General features: G+C 53.5%; 18 protein-coding genes. 13 read left to right on the top strand and 5 right to left on the bottom strand.

Going from position 1 to position 18,845, the window contains the following annotated elements; translation table 11 throughout:
• Both AYI87_RS02940 and AYI87_RS02935 read right to left on the bottom strand, forming a co-directional pair.
• Entirely contained in the window at positions 1-945 is a 945-nt protein-coding gene (locus tag AYI87_RS02940) for a GGDEF domain-containing protein (protein WP_144199456.1), read from the bottom strand.
• A 206-nt stretch (positions 946-1,151) separates the two neighbouring features.
• Positions 1,152-2,108: a GGDEF domain-containing protein gene (locus tag AYI87_RS02935; RefSeq protein ID WP_144199454.1), complete on the bottom strand. Its 957-nt coding sequence runs from the start codon at positions 2,106-2,108 to the stop codon at positions 1,152-1,154.
• A gap of 121 nt (positions 2,109-2,229) precedes the next feature.
• On the opposite strand from AYI87_RS02935, the gene AYI87_RS02930 reads away from it, so the two are divergent.
• Genes AYI87_RS02930 through AYI87_RS02920 form a run of 3 tightly spaced genes read left to right on the top strand, consistent with a single transcriptional unit; the run spans position 2,230 to position 3,710 of the window.
• The gene (locus AYI87_RS02930) at positions 2,230-2,790 is read left to right on the top strand and encodes a GNAT family N-acetyltransferase (protein WP_144199452.1); all 561 of its coding nucleotides are present in this window, start codon (positions 2,230-2,232) and stop codon (positions 2,788-2,790) included.
• Positions 2,791-2,802: 12 nt separating this feature from the next.
• Positions 2,803-3,204 carry a hypothetical protein gene (locus tag AYI87_RS02925; RefSeq protein ID WP_144199451.1) on the top strand — a complete coding sequence of 134 codons (402 nt, stop codon included), beginning with the start codon at positions 2,803-2,805 and terminating at the stop codon, positions 3,202-3,204.
• A 59-nt stretch (positions 3,205-3,263) separates the two neighbouring features.
• Complete coding sequence (locus AYI87_RS02920) at positions 3,264-3,710, top strand: trypsin (RefSeq protein ID WP_409928956.1); 447 nt, start codon at positions 3,264-3,266, stop codon at positions 3,708-3,710.
• 69 nt (positions 3,711-3,779) lie between these two features.
• Here AYI87_RS02920 and metK read toward each other — a convergent pair whose 3' ends face one another.
• Positions 3,780-4,931, bottom strand: coding sequence for a methionine adenosyltransferase (gene metK / locus AYI87_RS02915; protein ID WP_144199449.1), 1,152 nt, complete (start codon positions 4,929-4,931; stop codon positions 3,780-3,782).
• Between the two features lie 523 nt (positions 4,932-5,454).
• Between metK and tkt the strand changes: the two genes are divergently transcribed.
• The 6 genes from tkt (at position 5,455) to AYI87_RS02885 (ending at position 12,748) form a co-directional block, all read left to right on the top strand.
• Positions 5,455-7,449, top strand: coding sequence for a transketolase (tkt, locus tag AYI87_RS02910; RefSeq protein ID WP_144199447.1), 1,995 nt, complete (start codon positions 5,455-5,457; stop codon positions 7,447-7,449).
• Between the two features lie 133 nt (positions 7,450-7,582).
• Positions 7,583-8,599, top strand: a complete 1,017-nt coding sequence (epd, locus tag AYI87_RS02905; RefSeq protein WP_144199445.1) for an erythrose-4-phosphate dehydrogenase — start codon at positions 7,583-7,585, stop codon at positions 8,597-8,599.
• A gap of 101 nt (positions 8,600-8,700) precedes the next feature.
• Positions 8,701-9,876, top strand: coding sequence for a phosphoglycerate kinase (locus tag AYI87_RS02900; RefSeq protein WP_144199443.1), 1,176 nt, complete (start codon positions 8,701-8,703; stop codon positions 9,874-9,876).
• 153 nt (positions 9,877-10,029) lie between these two features.
• Positions 10,030-11,094: a class II fructose-bisphosphate aldolase gene (fba, locus tag AYI87_RS02895; protein WP_011864561.1), complete on the top strand. Its 1,065-nt coding sequence runs from the start codon at positions 10,030-10,032 to the stop codon at positions 11,092-11,094.
• A 210-nt stretch (positions 11,095-11,304) separates the two neighbouring features.
• Positions 11,305-12,045 carry a YdiY family protein gene (locus AYI87_RS02890; RefSeq protein WP_144199441.1) on the top strand — a complete coding sequence of 247 codons (741 nt, stop codon included), beginning with the start codon at positions 11,305-11,307 and terminating at the stop codon, positions 12,043-12,045.
• A gap of 247 nt (positions 12,046-12,292) precedes the next feature.
• Positions 12,293-12,748 carry a transcriptional regulator gene (locus tag AYI87_RS02885; protein ID WP_011864563.1) on the top strand — a complete coding sequence of 152 codons (456 nt, stop codon included), beginning with the start codon at positions 12,293-12,295 and terminating at the stop codon, positions 12,746-12,748.
• A gap of 177 nt (positions 12,749-12,925) precedes the next feature.
• Here the strand turns inward: AYI87_RS02885 and AYI87_RS02880 are convergent, their stop codons facing one another.
• Complete coding sequence (locus AYI87_RS02880) at positions 12,926-13,447, bottom strand: hypothetical protein (protein WP_144199439.1); 522 nt, start codon at positions 13,445-13,447, stop codon at positions 12,926-12,928.
• Positions 13,448-13,458: 11 nt separating this feature from the next.
• Entirely contained in the window at positions 13,459-14,280 is an 822-nt protein-coding gene (locus tag AYI87_RS02875) for a cytochrome C (protein WP_144199437.1), read from the bottom strand.
• 458 nt (positions 14,281-14,738) lie between these two features.
• Here AYI87_RS02875 and AYI87_RS02870 point away from each other — a divergent pair, with 458 nt between their 5' ends.
• The 4 genes from AYI87_RS02870 to AYI87_RS02855 form a co-directional block, all read left to right on the top strand.
• Positions 14,739-15,560, top strand: a complete 822-nt coding sequence (locus tag AYI87_RS02870; RefSeq protein ID WP_144199435.1) for a transcriptional regulator — start codon at positions 14,739-14,741, stop codon at positions 15,558-15,560.
• The gene (locus AYI87_RS02865; protein WP_144199433.1) at positions 15,553-16,074 is read left to right on the top strand and encodes a hypothetical protein; all 522 of its coding nucleotides are present in this window, start codon (positions 15,553-15,555) and stop codon (positions 16,072-16,074) included. The genes AYI87_RS02870 and AYI87_RS02865 overlap by 8 nt, the downstream gene beginning before the upstream one ends.
• Positions 16,075-16,143: 69 nt before the next feature.
• Complete coding sequence (locus tag AYI87_RS02860) at positions 16,144-17,565, top strand: hypothetical protein (protein ID WP_144199431.1); 1,422 nt, start codon at positions 16,144-16,146, stop codon at positions 17,563-17,565.
• Between the two features lie 302 nt (positions 17,566-17,867).
• Positions 17,868-18,845 (top strand): IS110 family transposase (locus AYI87_RS02855; RefSeq protein WP_144199429.1); only part of this gene is annotated, 978 nt, incomplete at its 3' end.

The following is an 18,845-nucleotide window of genomic DNA, read 5'->3' as shown; positions in this document are numbered from 1 at the left end:
CTAGGCCTTTACGCCGCCTTGCTGTTTCAGTTCTCGGTTGGCATGTAGATTCTGTCTCGCCGCCTCAACCATGGGCTCGATGGCGAGATGTGTAGTGGGGGTGAAGAAACTTACGCCTATGGCGATCTCCGCCTTAATCTCCTCCTTGGCGATCTGCTTGAGCAACCGCTTGGTGAGGGATTCTAGATTAGCCTGACTGTCGACGAAGGCCAGTATTGCAAATAGCCCATCTTCGATGCGGGCCGATACATCGGCGTCGCGCATATTATGGTGTATCACCCGGGCTAGCTGCCTCAGTCCCTGACTCTGTTCCATCACTCCCTTATAGGAGGTCATGTCCTGCAGCAGGACGATACCCGCATGGGAGCCGAAGCGGCGACTCAAGCTCAGCTGTCTTGGCGCCATCAGGTTGAAGCCATAGGGGTTGAGCATGCAGGTGAGATCGTCCTGTACCGACATCATCTGAATCTGCTGCATCAAAAACAGGTGCTTGAGCTCTGCCTGGATCAGCGCCTTGGCGTTTTCCATCAGGGGCAGGAGTCGCTGAAAGTGTTTACTGCGCTGGCTGTCGCAGATCAGCATGACGCCGAAGGGTTGACCGTCTGACCAGTAGAGGGGCAGGGCCAGCAGGCTGTTAAAGCGTGCCAGGTGACTCTTGGGATCTTGGCTCTTGGTCAGATCCAGCAGGCCGTAGGCGGTGTGGTTCTTGAGGGCTTGGGTGAGGCTGGCATCATGAAACTGAGTACCGGCATAGAGATTGAGATCCGTGTGCTGACGACTACAGACCACCTGATACTCGCCGTCGATAAACTGCAGGACCACACTGGCCTGAGCCTGATAAAATTCATTAAGTAGATCAAGTTGTTGCTGCCAACGCGGCAGGGTAATGGCGGGATGGTCGGCTTCCCTGAGCCAAAGGCTGGTATCGGCGCATTCTAATAGCATAGTAGTGCTCGCTTATTGTTATTATTAAATTGCATAACTCGCTAGATAAGGTGGGTCAGCCGAAAGACTGACGACACAAAGTGTTTACATCATACTCAAAAATCATATGTTGTGAGAATGTAAATTTCCAATTTTGCGAGCAAAATCTGTTTTTTGGTTTTTCGAAATCAACTTCTAAAGCCTGTTTCTAGCGCCAGCCTCTAACACTAGGCCTCAGTCTCTATTTCATCGTCCTTCTGCTGAGACTTGAGTTGCTGCTTGGCCTTCTCCAGCATGGGCGCCAGCTTGGCCGAGGAGTCTGGGGCGAAGAAGGAGTGGCCCGAATCCAACTTGAGGCGATCGTTTTGTTGTAGCAGCAGTTTCTCGACCCTGTGGCTGATGTGGTTGAGATCCCGCTCGGTATCCACAAACACTAGCACCACGAACTGGCTGTGGCTGTAGTGGGCGGCGATGTCGGCGGTGCGTATGGTGTCCTGAATGATGTTGCCCAGCAGGCGGATATGCTTGTCCTCGATCTCGTCAATCAGCGGCGGGTTGGGGTAGAGCTCGAAGAAGAGGATGCCGGCATGGGCACCGAAGCGGCGGCCCAGGTTGAGCTGTCGCGGCGCCATCATGATAAAGCCATAGTGATTGAGCATGCCTGTGTCGCGATCCCGCATCGACAGTGACTCGATGCGCTGGCTCTGACACAGGAGTGCCAGGTCCTGTTGCAGTAAGATCTGGAAGGGCTCCAGCATGAAGGCGTTGGTGCTGGCGGTCTCTTTGCTAGCCGGATTGATCACACACAGACAGCCGAACACTGTGCCGTCGGGCCAGAGGATCGGTCTGGATAGCATGCTGCTGGCGGTGGCGAGATCTTTGGGAAGCTCGGCGTTGGATTCCCGGCTCAGGTCCAGATTGACCCCTTCGGGCTGACTGTTGGCGAGGCGGGTGAATAGCTCGAATTTCTCGTTATACAGGGTGCCGGAAAGAAACCTGCGGGTATCGTTGATGGAGCTGACGATGATCTCAAAACCCAGGTCCGTCTGCTGGGCGACAAAGGCGACATCCGCTTCGAAATAGCGTTTCATCAGCTCGCACTGATGCATCCACCTGACTAAGTTGATTTGCGCGTTATCGTTTTCAAGTATACTCACACCCGTGTGAATGTTTTCCGGCAGCATGATCGGCTCTAACCTATTGGTGTTTCAAGTGTGTTAAGTGTGGTAGTCGATTAGCTATTTTGCAAATAACCCGAAGATTTAAGGGGATATTCTTGTTTCTTCACAGCATAGTGAGTTTGTCATGGTGATCCGTCTGGCAACCCGCGCCGACCTCGATGCCATTGCCGCCCTGGAAGCGAACCAGTGGGAGGCCGAGCTTGCCCCAGATCAGCGCGGCGGCATGATGACGGGCCAGAGTTTTAGTCGCCAGCAGTTAGATGAGCTGATTCAGAATCATTGGTTGTTGCTGGCCGAAGTTGGCGGTGAGATCGCGGGTTATGTGATCGCCGGTCGCTGGCCTTTCTTCGGTGACTGGCCCCTGTATCGTTCTCTCTTGAAGCGACTCGAGACCGGCCGCTTTGAAACTGGCTCGGGTATAATCAATAAAGCCAATAGCTGCCAGTATGGTCCCATCTGGATAGCGCCTTCCCAGCGGGGGTCTGGCCTATTTGCCGACATGGTGGCAGAACTCAAGGTGCTAGTGGCACCTCAATATACCTACATGGTTACCTTTATCGCCGAAGACAATGAACGTTCCTTCGCCGCCCACACCCAGAAGGGGGGGATGCAGGTGCTGGACTTCTTCGAGTACGATGGCCGCGGTTACTATCTGCTGGCGGTCGATACCGCAGGCGCTATCTAGGGGGGCGGCCTTGTGGCTAGCAATAATACCGAGAGTGACATGAATGAGAGCAAGATGGCTGAGAGCAAGATGCAAGGCTTCCCGCCCCGTCTTGCCGAGCTGCTTGAGCCCTATGCCGGTGTCACCCTCAGCGCCCTGGATAATCTCAAGTTGCTTAACGCCTTGGCGGACCAAGCGGCGCTTAACTGTGAGTGTCTAGAGCTCAGCGGCGAGCCGCGCGCGGTTTACGTCGCCAAGTGGCATGAGCACTGGTTTGATTGCGGCTTTAGTAATGCCTACAGCGCCGAGATAAGGCCTATGACGCCGCCATCTGAGGCGCAGTTGGCGACGGCCAAAAAGATTGAGGTGCCACTGTTAAATGCGCAGCAGCTGAGTTTCATGTGCATGCAGTATGCCCACTTCGATCACTGCTAGCCGGCATTGATGACGTTACAACAGAGAAGTGGAATGAACATATCAAGGATGAGTCGATTTTGATGGTCAGAACCTTTGCCCTGCTGGGCGTGTTATTCAGTGGCTTCCTGGTCTGGCTGATCGTCAGCGCCGATGCTGGGCGCACTAACCCCTTGTTTGAGCTGGCCCATGCGATACCTTTTGGTGACAAGCTGGGGCATATGCTGCTGTTTGGCACCCTGACCCTGTTTGCCAATGTTGGCAGCAACTTCAGGCGCGTCTCTTTCGGGCGGCTTTCTTTAGGGCGACTTTCTTTAGGGCTACTGGGGGTAAGGCCTTATCTGGGGGCACTGGTGGTGGCGATTGTGGTGATCATCGAGGAGTGCAGTCAGCAATATTTTCCCAGTCGCACCTTCGATGGCTATGACTTACTGGCCGACGGGGTCGGTATCTTGCTCTTCAGCCTGATGAGTCTCTATCTAGAGAAGCGATTCTCTACTGGCAATGAGATCACTAGTCGCAATTAATATATCTCATTAACCAAGATACAAAAAAGCCGCCAAAGGGCGGCTTCTTGCTGACAGGCAAAACCAAGCTTACAGCTTAGCGTCTGCGCGCAGGGCTTCAGCCTTGTCGGTGCGCTCCCAAGGGAACTCGTTACGACCGAAGTGACCGTAAGCGGCGGTTGCCTTGTAGATAGGACGCGCCAGATCAAGCATCTCGGTCAGGCCGTATGGGCGCAGGTCGAAGTGCTGACGTACTAAGCCGATTAACACCTCTTCTGACACCTTACCGGTACCGAAGGTTTCAACGCTGATAGAGGTTGGCTCTGCCACACCGATAGCGTAAGAAACTTGAATTTCACAGCGATCTGCCAGACCGGCAGCCACTATGTTCTTCGCCACATAACGAGCCGCATAGGCCGCGCTGCGGTCAACTTTTGACGGGTCTTTACCCGAGAAAGCGCCGCCGCCGTGACGAGCCATGCCGCCGTAGGTGTCGACGATGATCTTACGACCCGTTAGACCACAGTCACCCATAGGGCCACCGATAACGAAACGGCCGGTTGGGTTGATGAAGAACTTGGTGTCCTTGTTCAACCACTGTGCCGGTAGCACAGGCTTAATGATGGTTTCCATCACGCCTTCGATTAGATCAGCCTGACTGACGCTGTCGCAGTGCTGGGTAGAGAGCACCACGGCGTCGATGCCAACGATCTTGTTGTCTTCGTAGGCGAAGGTCACCTGGCTCTTGGCATCTGGGCGTAACCAAGGCAGGGTGTTGTCTTTACGCACTTCTGACTGACGCTTCACCAATGCGTGAGCATAGGTGATAGGGGCTGGCATGAGTACGTCAGTTTCGTTGCTGGCGTAACCGAACATCAGGCCCTGGTCGCCGGCGCCTTGCTCTTTAGGATCGGCGCGATCGACACCCTGGTTGATGTCTGGAGACTGCTTACCAATGGCGTTGAGTACCGCACAAGAGTCGGCATCGAAGCCCATGTCTGAGTGGGTGTAGCCGATCTCGCGAACCGTCTTACGGGTTAGCTCTTCAATATCGACCCATGCAGAAGTGGTCACCTCACCACCTACCATCACCATACCGGTTTTGACGTATGTTTCACACGCCACACGTGCCTTAGGATCTTGCTCTAAGATCGCGTCGAGTACCGCATCAGAAATTTGATCGGCGATTTTATCTGGATGACCTTCTGAGACCGACTCAGAGGTAAACAAGTGCTTTGCCATAATGGAAAAATCTCGTCTTTAAACAATTCGAATGTGTAGAAGTATCTACATCTAGACGGCCATTTTAGTGGAAATCAGATCGGATAACACCCTTTTCGATGAAAATTGTGGAGTAAAACCGGGTAAATATTCTAATGCTTCGGATGAGTTTAAATAAAAGTGCAACTTAAAATATTGTTAATGTTGAATTTTTATTGTTGTTATAAGGCTGCGATTTTTTATTGCCAAAGGATCGCTCAGGCCTGTCTGATGAAGATCGCGGCGAGTCGGGTCTGCCTGCTCAGTCTTGTGCTCGCAAATTTTGGTGAGGGCGCCGGAGAAGTTTGAGAGGCGAGGTGAGGTTTTGCCTGGGGTCATCTTGAGTGTCACTGAGGTGCACTTTTTCGCGTCTAGATGGATTTAATCTAAGCTAAAGGGCGAATTTTATTTGCGTCCCATCCACGAGTAGGGGAAAATATGCCCCCATTGTTGCCCGCAAAATCGGCCCGCAAAATCCCCAACATTCAAATCAGCAGGAGAGAGCATGTCATCTCGTAAAGAACTCGCAAACGCTATCCGTGTGTTAAGTATGGATGCCGTTCAGAAAGCCAACTCTGGTCACCCAGGTGCGCCATTGGGAATGGCCGATATCGCCGAAGTGTTGTGGAATGATTTCCTGAAGCACAACCCGAACAACCCAGAGTGGGTCGACCGCGACCGTTTCATCCTTTCAAACGGCCACGGCTCTATGCTGATTTACTCTCTGCTTCACCTGACGGGTTATGCATTGCCGATGGATGAGCTGAAGAACTTCCGTCAGCTGCACTCTAAGACGCCGGGTCACCCTGAATATGGTTACACCCCAGGTGTTGAAACCACTACAGGTCCACTGGGCGCGGGTATCAGCAACGCCGTAGGTATGGCGATTGCCGAGAAGACTCTGGCGGCGCAATTTAACCGTCCTGGCCACGATATCGTTGACCACTACACCTACTGTTTCCTGGGCGACGGCTGTCTGATGGAAGGTATCTCTCACGAGGCCTGTTCACTGGCGGGTACCCTAGGTCTTGGCAAGCTGATTGCCTTCTGGGATGACAACGGCATCTCTATCGACGGTCACGTCGAAGGCTGGTTCACCGACGATACCGCCAAGCGTTTCGAATCTTACGGCTGGCATGTGATTGCCGGTGTCGATGGCCACGACAGCGATGCTATCCGCACGGCAATCGAAGAAGCCAAGTCAGTTACCGACAAGCCAACCATGATCTGTTGCAAGACCATTATCGGTTTCGGTTCACCAAACAAGTCTGGCAGTCACGACTGTCACGGCGCGCCACTGGGCGATGCCGAAATTGCTGCGGCTCGTGAGTTCCTGGGTTGGGAACACGGTCCATTCGAGATCCCAGCAGACGTTTACGCGGGTTGGGATGCCAAAGAAGTGGGCGCGGCTAACGAATCTAGCTGGAACGAGAAGCTTGCTGCCTATGAAGCCGCTTACCCAGAGCTGGCGGCTGAATATAAGCGCCGCGTGATCACTGGCGAACTGCCAGCCGACTTCGAAGAGAAGGCGCAGGCCTTCATCAAAGAGTGTCAAGAGAAGGGCGAGAACATCGCCAGCCGTAAGGCATCACAAAACGCTATCGCGGCCTTTGGCGCTATCCTGCCTGAACTGCTCGGCGGCTCGGCTGACCTGGCCGGTTCTAACCTGACCCTATGGTCTGGTTCTAAGGGCATCCAGGAAGATCCAGCTGGCAACTACATCTACTATGGTGTGCGTGAGTTCGGCATGAGCGGCATCATGAACGGTGTGTCGCTGCACGGTGGTTTCATCAACTACGGCGCGACCTTCATGATGTTCATGGAATACGCGCGTAACGCGGTACGTATGTCTGCGCTGATGGGCATTCAAAACATCTTCGTTTACACCCACGACTCTATCGGTCAGGGTGAAGATGGCCCGACTCACCAACCGGTTGAGCAGCTGGCTAACCTGCGCATGACACCAAACATGATGGTATGGCGTCCATGTGATGCGGCGGAAACTGCCGTCGCTTGGAAGATGGCTATCGAGCGTCGTAACGCGCCGACTTCACTGGTATTCAGCCGTCAGGGTCTGCCTGCACAGCCACGCAGCGAAGAGCAACTGGCTAACATCGCCAAGGGTGCTTATGTGTTGCAAGATTGCGCCGGCACACCAGATCTAATCCTGATCGCAACCGGTAGTGAGGTGCAGCTGGCACTGGATTCGGCTAAGGCACTGAGCGAGCAAGGTAAGGCGGTACGTGTGGTCTCTATGCCATCTACCGACGTGTTCGATGCGCAAGACGCCGACTACAAAGAGTCTGTACTGCCTAAGTCAGTCACCAAGCGTGTGGCCATCGAAGCGGCTCACGTCGATTACTGGCACAAGTATGTAGGTTTCGACGGCGCCATCGTTGGCATGACCACCTTCGGTGAGTCTGCTCCAGGCGGCGCGCTGATGAAGCACTTCGGCTTCACCGTTGAGAATGTGGTTGCTAAGGCAAGCGCTATTCTCTAAGGCCTAGTGCCTGCAAAAGGGCATAGGGCAAGCAGTTGCTCTATGCCATGATGACTCGGCTTATCGATAACGATAGGCCGTTGTCGCATCAAGAAAGCCTATCTCAGGACGGTGTTAGGAGTAGAAGCACTTAATGATTAAAGTTGCTATTAATGGTTATGGCCGAATCGGTCGCTCGATTCTTCGTGCTCTCTATGAGTCAGGCAAGCGGGATCAGATTCAGATTGTCGCCATTAATGAACTCGCCAACCCCGAAGCCATGCTTCATCTGACCCAATACGATACCACCCATGGTCGTTTTCAGTCTCCCGCGTCACTCGACGCCAATGTGATGACCATAGGGGATGATCGTATCCAATTGCTCCATGAGGCCGATGCCGAGAAGCTCCCCTGGCAATCCCTGGATATCGATATCGTGTTCGAGGCCACGGGCGCCCTCATCGACCGTCAGGCCTGTGAGGCCCATATCAGGGCGGGCGCCAAACAGGTGCTGATCAGCCATCCCTCATCCGGCGATGTGGACGCTACTATCGTCTACGGCGTGAATCATCAAGATCTCAAGGCCGAACATAAGGTGGTCTCTAACGCCTCCTGCACCACCAACTGCCTGGTGCCCATAATCCAGGTGCTGGACCGCGCCTTTAAGGTACGCAGCGGCGCCATTACCACCATCCACTCGGCGATGAACGATCAGCAGGTGATCGATGCCTATCATGACGACCTAAGACGCACCCGTGCGGCGGGGCAGTCGATCATTCCAGTAGATACCAAGTTGGCCAGAGGGATCGAGCGGATCTTGCCCGAGATGAAGGATAAGTTCGAGGCGATATCTGTGCGCGTGCCGACAATTAATGTGACTGCAATTGACTTATCGGTCACCTTAGATAAACGTGTCGATATCGATACAGTAAACCAGGTATTATCTCAGGCAGCAAATGGCTCATACCAAGGGGTTGTGGGCTATACTAATGCGCCATTAGTATCGTGCGATTTTAACCATGATCCCAGATCCAGTATCGTCGATGGCACCCAGACCCGGGTGAGCGACGGCCATCTGGTGAAGTTGCTGTTGTGGTGTGACAACGAGTGGGGCTTTGCCAACCGTATGTTGGACACCAGTTTAGAGATGATAAAGGCCGTTAGAGCCTGATTTTAAAGATTTTAACCTATGGCCGGTGAAGCGTCCCGGCGGTGGGTAGCCCAGTTTTGCTTTAACTTTTATTTTTAACTTTAAACTTAAGGAAACGTGAAATGGCGATTATCAATATGTCAGCGTTAGATCTTCAGGGCAAGCGCGTGCTTATCCGTGAAGACCTCAATGTCCCGGTCAGCAATGGTGTGGTCACCAGCGATGCGCGTCTGCGTGCCTCTCTGCCAACCATCAAGCTGGCGCTGGAGAAAGGCGCGGCCGTGATGGTGATGTCTCACCTGGGTCGTCCGACCGAAGGCGAGTACAACAGCGAGTTCTCTATGCAGCCGGTTGTGGATTACCTGGAGAAGGCGCTGGATTGCCCGGTACGTCTGGCCAAAGACTACCTGGACGGCGTAGAAGCCAATGTCGGTGAAGTCGTGGTATTCGAGAACGTACGTTTCAACGTCGGCGAGAAGAAGAACGACGAGGCGCTGGCTAAGAAGCTGGCTGCCCTGTGTGACGTGTATGTGATGGATGCCTTCGGCACCGCGCACCGCGCCCAGGCATCGACTCACGGTGTTGGCCTGTATGCCGCTGTGGCCTGCGCTGGTCCACTGCTTGCCGGTGAGCTGGAAGCCCTGGGTAAGGCGATGGACAACCCGGCGCGTCCGCTGGTAGCCATCGTGGGTGGTTCTAAGGTGTCGACCAAGCTGACCGTACTCGAGAGCCTCTCTGGCATTGTCGACCAGCTGGTCGTGGGTGGCGGTATCGCCAACACCTTCATTGCCGCAGCCGGTCACAACGTAGGTAAGTCCCTCTATGAAGCGGACCTCATCGATGAAGCCAAGCGCCTGGTAGCCAATGCCCAGAGCCGTGGCGGCGACATCCCAGTACCAACTGACGTTGTCGTTGCTAGCGAGTTCAGCCCAACGGCGAGCGCGACCCTCAAGGCGGTCGATCAGGTGGCGGATGAAGATATGATCTTCGACATCGGTCCTGATAGCGCCGAAGCCCTAGCCGAGATCCTCAAGAACGCCGGCACCATCGTCTGGAACGGCCCGGTAGGCGTGTTCGAGTTCGATCAGTTCGGTGAAGGCACCAAGCGTATCGCCCAGGCGATCGCCGACTCTTCTGCCTTCTCAATCGCGGGCGGTGGTGACACCCTGGCGGCGGTCGACAAGTACGACATCGCCGACAAGGTCTCTTACATCTCTACCGGTGGTGGCGCCTTCCTGGAATTCCTAGAAGGTAAGGAACTGCCTGCTGTGGCTATGCTGGAAAGCCGCGGCGAATAAGTAAAAAAATAATTAGTATTATAAGAAACCGCCGATAGTCGGGTCGCAAGGAGTTCGCGCCCCGGTTGTCGGTATCAAAATCTGTCCAAACGATAGTGACCTCGGTGGTTAAGCGGGCATGGCCCGATTGCCACCCTATTATTGGAGTTAAAAATGGCCTTAATTTCCCTACGTCAACTGCTAGACCATGCCGCAGAGCACGGATATGGCGTTCCCGCGTTCAACGTTAACAACCTGGAGCAGATGCGCGCCATCATGCAGGCGGCAGAAGCTACAGACAGCCCGGTTATCGTTCAGGCGTCAGCCGGTGCGCGTAAGTATGCTCGTCCTCAGTTCCTTAAGTATCTGATGGCTGCGGCGCTCGAGCAGTACCCAGATATCCCTGTGTGTATCCACCAGGATCACGGTACTCACCCTGACGTGTGTCAGCGTTCTATTCAGCTGGGTATGTCTTCAGTCATGATGGACGGCTCACTGATGTCAGACGGTAAGACACCGGCTTCATACGAGTACAACGTCGACGTGACCCGTAAGACGGTTGCCTTCGCCCACGCCTGTGGTGTGTCGGTAGAGGGTGAGATCGGCTGTCTGGGTAGCCTGGAAACTGGCCAAGCCGGTGAAGAAGATGGTGTTGGCGCCGAAGGTATCCTGAGCGAAGATCAGCTGCTGACCACGCCGGAAGAAGCGGCGCGTTTCGTGGCCGATACTCACGTGGATGCCCTGGCCATCGCTATCGGTACCAGCCATGGTGCCTACAAGTTTAGCCGTAAGCCTACTGGTGACGTGCTGCGTATCGACCGCATCAAAGAGATCCACGCACGTATCCCTAACACCCACCTGGTCATGCACGGTTCTTCTTCTGTGCCGCAAGAGTGGCTAGAAGTGATCAACCAGTATGGCGGCGCCATCCCTGAAACTTATGGTGTGCCACTGGAAGAGATCGTCGAAGGTATCAAGCACGGCGTGCGTAAGGTTAACATCGACACCGACCTGCGCCTGGCCTCTACCGGTGCGGTACGTAAGTTCCTGGCGGAGAACCCAAGCGAGTTCGACCCACGTAAATTCCTGAAAGCCTCTATGGATGCGATGGCAGACATCTGTACCGTTCGCTACGAAGCCTTCGGTGCGGCAGGCATGGGTTCTAAGATCAAGCCTAAGTCACTGCAGGCCATGTATAAGGCATACCAGTCTGGCGAGTTAGATCCACAGGTGAACTAATTCGGTCTGACGACCCAATATGAAAAGGCCCGCCAATTTGGCGGGCTTTTTTTATGGTAAAAACACCACAAAGAGTAAGGACTAACTCTCGCCCTTAGCTGAGCTGTTAGTTCAATATGCTGGAAAGGCAAGCGCAATTTTCATTTCTGTGCGCCGGGTGATACTATTGCGCCAATTTTTAAGGGACTTAGATAAATAGGTAAACAGATAATGAAAAAATTGCTGACGGCTACGGCCATCCTGATGGCGGCCCCTTTTGCAGCGCACGCAGGCGCCGATTTCGTTAAGGGTGACAGAACCTTTGCCGCCGACGCCGAACTGGGTGCGACGGTGACTACGGGTAATACTGAGACGACCTCTCTCAAGGGCCGTCTGGACATGAAGCACGAGCTGGGTAACTGGGAAAATCAATACCTGCTGGAAGCTCTCTACAAAGAGGACAGCGGCGAAGAGACGGGTAAGCGCTACTACGGCCTGGTACAGGGCAACTACAAGTTCAGCGACGTGAACTATATGTTTGCCAACGCCAACCACGAGATCGATCCCTTTACCGGCTTCGATTCTAAGTCGACGGTTTCTGCCGGTTATGGTCACAAGTTTGTCGATACCGAGAAGACGACCTTCGCCGTTGAAGTGGGTCCGGGTTTCCAGTACAAGCGTCTGGACGATGAGAGCGCCGCCGAAGCGGGTTACGACACCGAAGAGAGCTGGGTGGCGCACGGGGTGATGAACTTCGAAACCGAGATCACCGACAACTCTAAGTTTAAGCAGCTGTTTGTGGCCGATTACGGTGAGAGCCTGGAAGGTCGCTCTGAAACCTCTATCACGGCCAATATCGTTGGCGCCCTGGCGATGAAGTTTGCCGTCATCGTGCGTTACAACAGCGAGCCGCTGGACGACAAGAAAAGCACAGATACCGAAACCAACATGACGCTATTGTACTCTTTCTAATAGGGTTTTTATTGGGTTTAAGAGACGCCTTTCGGGGCGTCTTTTTTTTGTCTGAAATCAGGCTGAAATTAAGCCTAAGCGGGCTTAAATCTGTATCGGGATGTATCATAATTATTCAGATAATTTAATGGGTTATGTGCTGATTGTCACGAAAGTTGCCCGGGTAAAATGTCACACTAACAACCAGACGCTAGCCTTAACAGGCGTCGCGATATTTATGTAATTTCCCCTTAAGTGTGAGACCCGGATGCAGATAGGTTGCTGTTGGTTTGAGCCGTCCCAGTCGACGCTGTCAAATCAGGACAATGACACCAGCTGGCTTATGCCAGGTGCGGAGTTTGCCGTACTTAAATTATTGACCGAGCACCGGGGTCAGGTGATGTCCAATGCCGATCTGTTGGCCTGCCTACCCGAGGATGACGCCAACATGGCGCGTCTGGTGCAGGCGGTGGATCGTATCCGTTTCTTTCTCGGCAGTCCGTCGGGCAAGTTACTGGAATCGGTGGACGATCAGGGCTATATACTGCACAGCAAACTCTCACCTCACCGTGAGCTGCTGGGCAACGGGCCTATCCGCCGCATGACCAAGCAGCAATATATCTTGCTGATCTCTCAGCTGCTACTGCTGTTTCTGCTCATCTATTCAGTGTTTGAGCCCTTCAATTATCTGCCCTCGTTAGCCGAGATTATCGGCGAGCAATAACCCCTTCTTCGAGCTATGGCCGTGTTCTGCTGGCTTGGCTCTGTCTCTGTCTCTGTCTCTGTCTCTGTCTCAGGCTCTGGCTTTGACTGACGCTCTCTGTTGTTGCCGAAAGAGTCGCAAAAGCGGGCATAAAAAAAGGGCCACACTAGGTGATGGCCCTCAAAGTGGTGCAGTGGGTTAAGTGGAGGGGAGCAGAACCAGTTCGTTGGTCGCCTTGGCACCTTTGATCTCGATACCTACCTTGTATTCCTTCACCGAACCAGGAGCCGTGTTGGCATCCCAGTTAAGATCCGTGGCATCGAAGCTGTATTGACCCTTGTCTGTCTCTTGCAGCACACCCTGGCAATCGCCGGCGGCGCTGTCGCATGAGTAGCTTTGGGTCACGTGCCAGTGTTTCCACGCCTTGGCGTTACGTGAGGTGCTCGAGCTGTCAGGGAAACCGAAGTAGACGATCCGGTAATCTGTGGCATTGGTGATGGCCAGGCCAGCGTCATCCTTCAGGGCAAAGTTGAGTGTGCCCGTTGCGCCGTCAAACTCGGCTAAAGTCAGGTTGATGGCCAATGCCTCACCGGCATCTATGGTGTCGGCAACCGGTGGCGGAGTGATCTCGCCGCCGTCGTTGTCATCGTTGTCGTCACTACCGCAGCCGCCGCAGATAAGCGCCGTTGCCAGTAGGGCAGTTAATAACTTCTCATTCATGACCTGCTCCTTTAGTTAAAGTGGCCGGTATGGCAAGTCGTACATTCCATGTCAGACTTCACGCTGGCGGCGCTGCCCATGGTGCTCTCTACGCCGTGACAGCTTTGGCAGTTTTGCGCCTCGCTCGAAGGCTTTGATTCAGGCAGGGCAGAGATATCTTCGCCCTTATAGGCACGGTTAAGCAGCTCGACCACATGGTAGGCCACAGAGGCCGACAGACGCTTACAACGCTCACCCTTCTGGCTGAAGGTAAAGCCTGAGGCCTTAGACCAGTTACTGATAGAGGAGTGACACAGGATGCTGTTGGCAACAGATGACTTACCTACAAGTGCCGTCTTCTCGGCGGTAGAACCGATACCGGCCACGAACTCGTCGCTGGAGAAAGGTAGCTCTGTCACTTCGTAGTAGCGGAAAGAGGCGCCGATCACCGCGGCGTTCTGGCCATTGATGTCGTCGAGGATGTTCACCAGCATACCTGTGGCGTTGTTGTTACCACACACTGTGCCCTGACCCACGATACCCGCCCAGCCATAGCCGGCCAGTGCGGTAGGAATCGTTGCAAACTTGGCGGCGTCGGCGCTGTCAGAGTTGGCCAACATGGTGACTAGTGCGTGAAACACCTGGTGCATACAGCCACCGCCTGTCTCATAAGCGAGCTTGGCCGTTGCCATAGGATCCAGGGGAACATACTTGAGCTTCTCACCCAGTTCCAGTTTGTAGTTACCTTGATCGTCGGTGGCGGCGAAGGCCGATGTGCCCATTAGGGTTGCGCCCGCCGCGGCGGTGCTGATGCCGATGATTTGGCTAAGTGCTTGGCGTCTATTGATGGTCATGACAATGTCCTCACTTGGATAGATGTTATTTTTGTTGTTGGCGTGGCTCAAGGGATACGCCAGTTTGAACTTGAGGCCAGTGTGGTCTGGGTAGATTGCAAATAGTGTGACCTGGGCTGGATGAAGCTTTGGAGCTGGCGCGCATCTGCCTACGCCGATTTTTTCGGCGCCTTGTATCGATTTAATTAATTAACACCTCAAGCCTTCATCGTCGTTATATTTTACGATGTGAGGTTGATCACTTTATTTGTAGCATTCATGTTAATTTGCGAGGTTTCAGCCAGGGATAAATATTGGGGCTTAGTGCACGAAGAAGGGGGCTGGGATCACAGAGCGCATAACTCCCTAGCTATTGTAAGGGTATTTTCTAGATGACTTTCGAGGAGATAGAGGGGATCACAGATTTTTTTGCTGGGTTTGCATAAGCTTATGCACAGTGAAATGAAAGAGTGACAAAGATGCAACTGGGTGATTGCCGATTCGACAGACATGCAGGCGTGCTCACCAACGAGTTAACGGGTGAAGAGTGGCATCTACCGCGCGCCGAGCTGCAGGTGTTGCTGCTCCTGCTGGCCAATAGCGACAAGGTAGTGGCTAAGCGCGTCTTAGGGGCGGGGGATGACGAGCATCCGCCATTAAGCGATTCGTCGGTGGCGAGGGCGGTATTTATGCTGCGCTCCTTCCTCGGTCCGCTGCACGAACACATGATAGAAACCGTTAAGGGCAAGGGCTATCGCCTGCGCCTGGATAGCGGCGTTCCCTCGTCTGTGCATCATTCCGATAACGCCTCGGCAAACGGCGAGCCCCTGGGCCTTGGCGAGCGGATCGAGGCGGTGCTGGCCTGGCTGTTTGGCAAGCGTCATCGCTGGATAAAGCTGTGGATAGGGCTTATCGTCCTGCTGCTGGGGGCGCTGGTCTCTCTGCAGCTCTTCTCCTCGGTCAATTTCGAGGCGCAACATACCGAGCCCTATCTGCGCCATGGCATCACCTTGGAGTCGGGGCAGAAGGTGATGTTTATCAGCTACGCCAAGTCCAAGACCAATAACACCTCGCTACTGCGCCTGTCGGAGAAGATGTCCCAGGCGTTCGAGCGCTGCGAGTCCTCGCCCTGGAAAGAGGTCTATATGTCGCTCTCCCACGATAAGCAGGTGTTTAACATCACCATGCGCGGCGAGCGGATGGGACAATCTCTGGTGCGCAATCTTAAGTTAACCGATTACAGGCAGCAGAAGGTGTTTATCTCCGAGGCCTGGTTTAAAGAGGTATCTTTGTGTGAATAGAAAGGTGCTGTGGGCGATCAACATTATCGTGCTGGGGCTGCTGGCGATTAGCATCACCATCAGCTATCGCTACCTCAATCCCAGCGAAACCCTGATGCTCAGCTGTAGCTCTGAGCTGTTCGACCGCCGCGACGACGCCCAGGCGGAGGGGCGCCACTATCTCTTGGTGGATATCATGGCCAAGAAGCAACAGGCGCAGATCAACTACCGCTACTTTAATCTCGACGGCACCTCGGCGGGGATCATACGCATGCAGGGCAAGTACCTCGAGTTTGATGAGGCCAACGGCCGCTATAACTTCTCGGTTGAGACCAAGGAGGAGAGCGGCGCCGAGTCGACCGAGGCGATGCCGAGACACATGCAGTACCTCTCCTATATCAGCTCCTTTAACCTAGACAGCAAGGGGATGCATAACCTCTCCATCGAGCCGCTGGAATTAGATCCCCACAGGGACTATGCCGTGGTATTGTTCCAGCCGAGTAACACCGTCTGTGGCTGCCGTATAGTGCAATAGCCGCACTTGGGCTATACTCAGGATGTGCATTTCTAAATTACTGAAATAATTCTATTATTCTGAGGTTTTGTGTCTAAGGTTAATATCAAGCAGGAAGAGTCTCTGTCGATCAAGTTCACCCATCAGATGAAGGTGGGCGACCATAGACGACTCGACCTCTATTTCTTTCTGCCCAAAGAGATGGGGATCAATCCCCAGAGCCTTGACGAAGAAGAATATTATCACGCGGCCATCGCCGGCCGGCGCTCCTATTACTCCTCCGGGCTGCATCTACCCCTGGTGCAGGGGCGTTTCATCAGTCAGAAGAAGCGTACCGTCGAGGAGTTCAGGCTCTACCTCAACCTGTTTGCCTACCAGTTTGCCGTGGCCATCGAGACCGACAGCAAGGAGCTGGCACAGGTGGAGGATGTGGAGCAGTTCTACGCCTCCCTCAAAGATCTGAGCGAAATCGTCACCCAGCTGCTGAAGAAGTTTCGCCGTAACGAGCCCAGCGATCCTAAGTGGAAGCACTACTTCGAGAATGCCGACAACTACCTCTCCTGGTTCTGCGAGCAGCGCCTGTTGAAACTCATGTCCCACGCGCCCCGCAGCAGCGACTACAGCGAGGTGGTGGAGGAGGTGATCAACCTGTGCCGCAGCGAGAACAGTTACCGCGACAGCAAGAACTACAACTCCTCCCAGACCCAGAGCGATCCGAACCGCATCTCCAACAAGATGCTGCTGCTGCGCCGCCTGATCCAGCAAGGGGTAGTGTTAAAAGAGGAGCAGAAGCGTCTCGGTGTGGGCCTGAAGAAGATGACCACGGGCATCGCCACTGCCTTCGTGATGCTGGTGGTCTCGTCGCTCATCATCAAGGCCCAGGGGATCTTCAGCGGACTCACCATGGCCTTGGTGTTCACCCTGGCGGTGATCTATGGCTTTCGTGAGATCTTCAAGGAAGATATTCGTAACGCCCTGTGGCGGGTGATCCAGAAGGGCCGTCCTCGCTGGAGCCGCATCCTGCGTGACACTACCAGCCAGGCGATGATTGCCAAGCAGCACGTGTGGATCGATTTCGTTAAGTCTAAGGATCTCCCCGAGGAGATAGATGAGATATTGAAGCGCCGCCACAGCCAGAACAAACTGGACGCCGACATACTTCACTATGGCATCAACTCGCGTATCGCGAGCAAAGACTTCCTCGCGGGTTACTCGACCATACAGGAGCAGGTAAACTTTAGCCTGGCCCCCTTCGCCCGTTACCTGGAGCGGGGCAAGGCTAAGATCTACAAGGAGGCCGACGGCAAGATCAGCAGCGATTCGGTAGAGCGCCGCTACCAGATCAACCTGGTGCTCTCCCTACAAGAGGGCCGCAAGCCACCCCAGTTTGCCCGCTACAAGATCACCATGAACCGCTCTACCATAGTGGATATCAGTGAGAGTGCGCTACCAGATGGGGTAGAGGCCATTGGGATGGAACACGAAGGTGAGGGGGAAGTCGCAAGCGCCTAGATTGCGGTATTGGCAAGCAGATCTAGCTTGGATTTATTTAAACGTAATGTAGCGTTAACCTTCATTGTTTTGAATTGCCTGCGGAAGGTGCAGTGCATGGATGCACCAATGTCGCGATCACATGGATGTGAATGAGCGACCTTATGTGCAGATACGCCTGTGAGACGCCGCAAGTACATTCCCTGTAGGCTCTGCCGAAACATCTGACCTCCATGGATGATGAGATGGACACCTCTTGTGAAGTCGGCGTCAAAAGCGCCATATTGAATTTGCACGTTCAATATCAACAAAAGGTGTCCACTATGAAAGTTACTCTAATTGGTATCGATTTGGCAAAAAACGTCTTTCAAGTCTGTGGTGTAAATCAGGCTTGTAAATCTGCATTTAATCGTGCACTTCGTCGACACCAACTTATGGCGTTTCTAGCTCAATATCCTGATGCAATCATAGCAATGGAAGCCTGCAGCGGTTCAAATTACTGGGGGAGAAGCCTAAAAGCTCAAGGTTATCAGGTAAGGCTAATTCCCCCTCAACATGTGAAGCCCTTTGTCAAAGGCAATAAAAATGACCGTAATGATGCCTTCGCCATTTGCGAAGCAGCGCTTAGACCCAACATGCAGTTTGTAGAACCAAGAACCCTAGAGCAGGTTGATATGATGTTGGCGCATCGAATCAGGGAAAGGCAGGTCGACGCCAGAACAACATTGATTAATCAAATCAGAGGCCTGCTATATGAATATGGCATTGTCATCGCAAAAGGCAAAGAAAGCCTTAAAGCAGCATTACCTGACTTAATTGAAGATGCAGAAAATGGATTAACCGAAAGAGCTCGAGTCCACTTTACGCTGCTACACCAAGAGTGGGGCGCGATTGATGAAGCCATAAAGTCATCAGAAAAGGATATCAAACAGCAAGCCCTGGCTTCCGAAGGAGCTAAACTACTAATGCAAATAAAGGGAATAGGAGAGATTACGGCAACAGCCGTAGTCTCTTTTGCTGGTAATGGTTCGTCCTACAAGAATGGTAGACATTTTTCAGCCAATATCGGTTTAGTACCTAAGGAACATTCAAGCGGTGGAAAACAAAGTCTTGGTGGGATAACCAAGCGAGGTAACCGTTACCTCAGGAAGCTACTCATTCAATGTGCTTGGTCGATTATCAGGCACTGTAAAACAGCGCAAGATAGGTTGTCTGTTTGGGTTAAAACGCTCATCGAACGGCGTGGCAGTCACAAGTCTGCAGTCGCGCTGGCTAATAAGTTAGCAAGAACTGTTTGGGCC

This window comes from Shewanella sp. KCT, from assembly GCF_007636505.1.
Taxonomy (GTDB): Bacteria; Pseudomonadota; Gammaproteobacteria; order Enterobacterales; family Shewanellaceae; genus Shewanella; species Shewanella halotolerans.
Note: the sequence above shows the minus strand (reverse complement) of the source record. Positions and strands in the feature narration are given on the sequence as shown.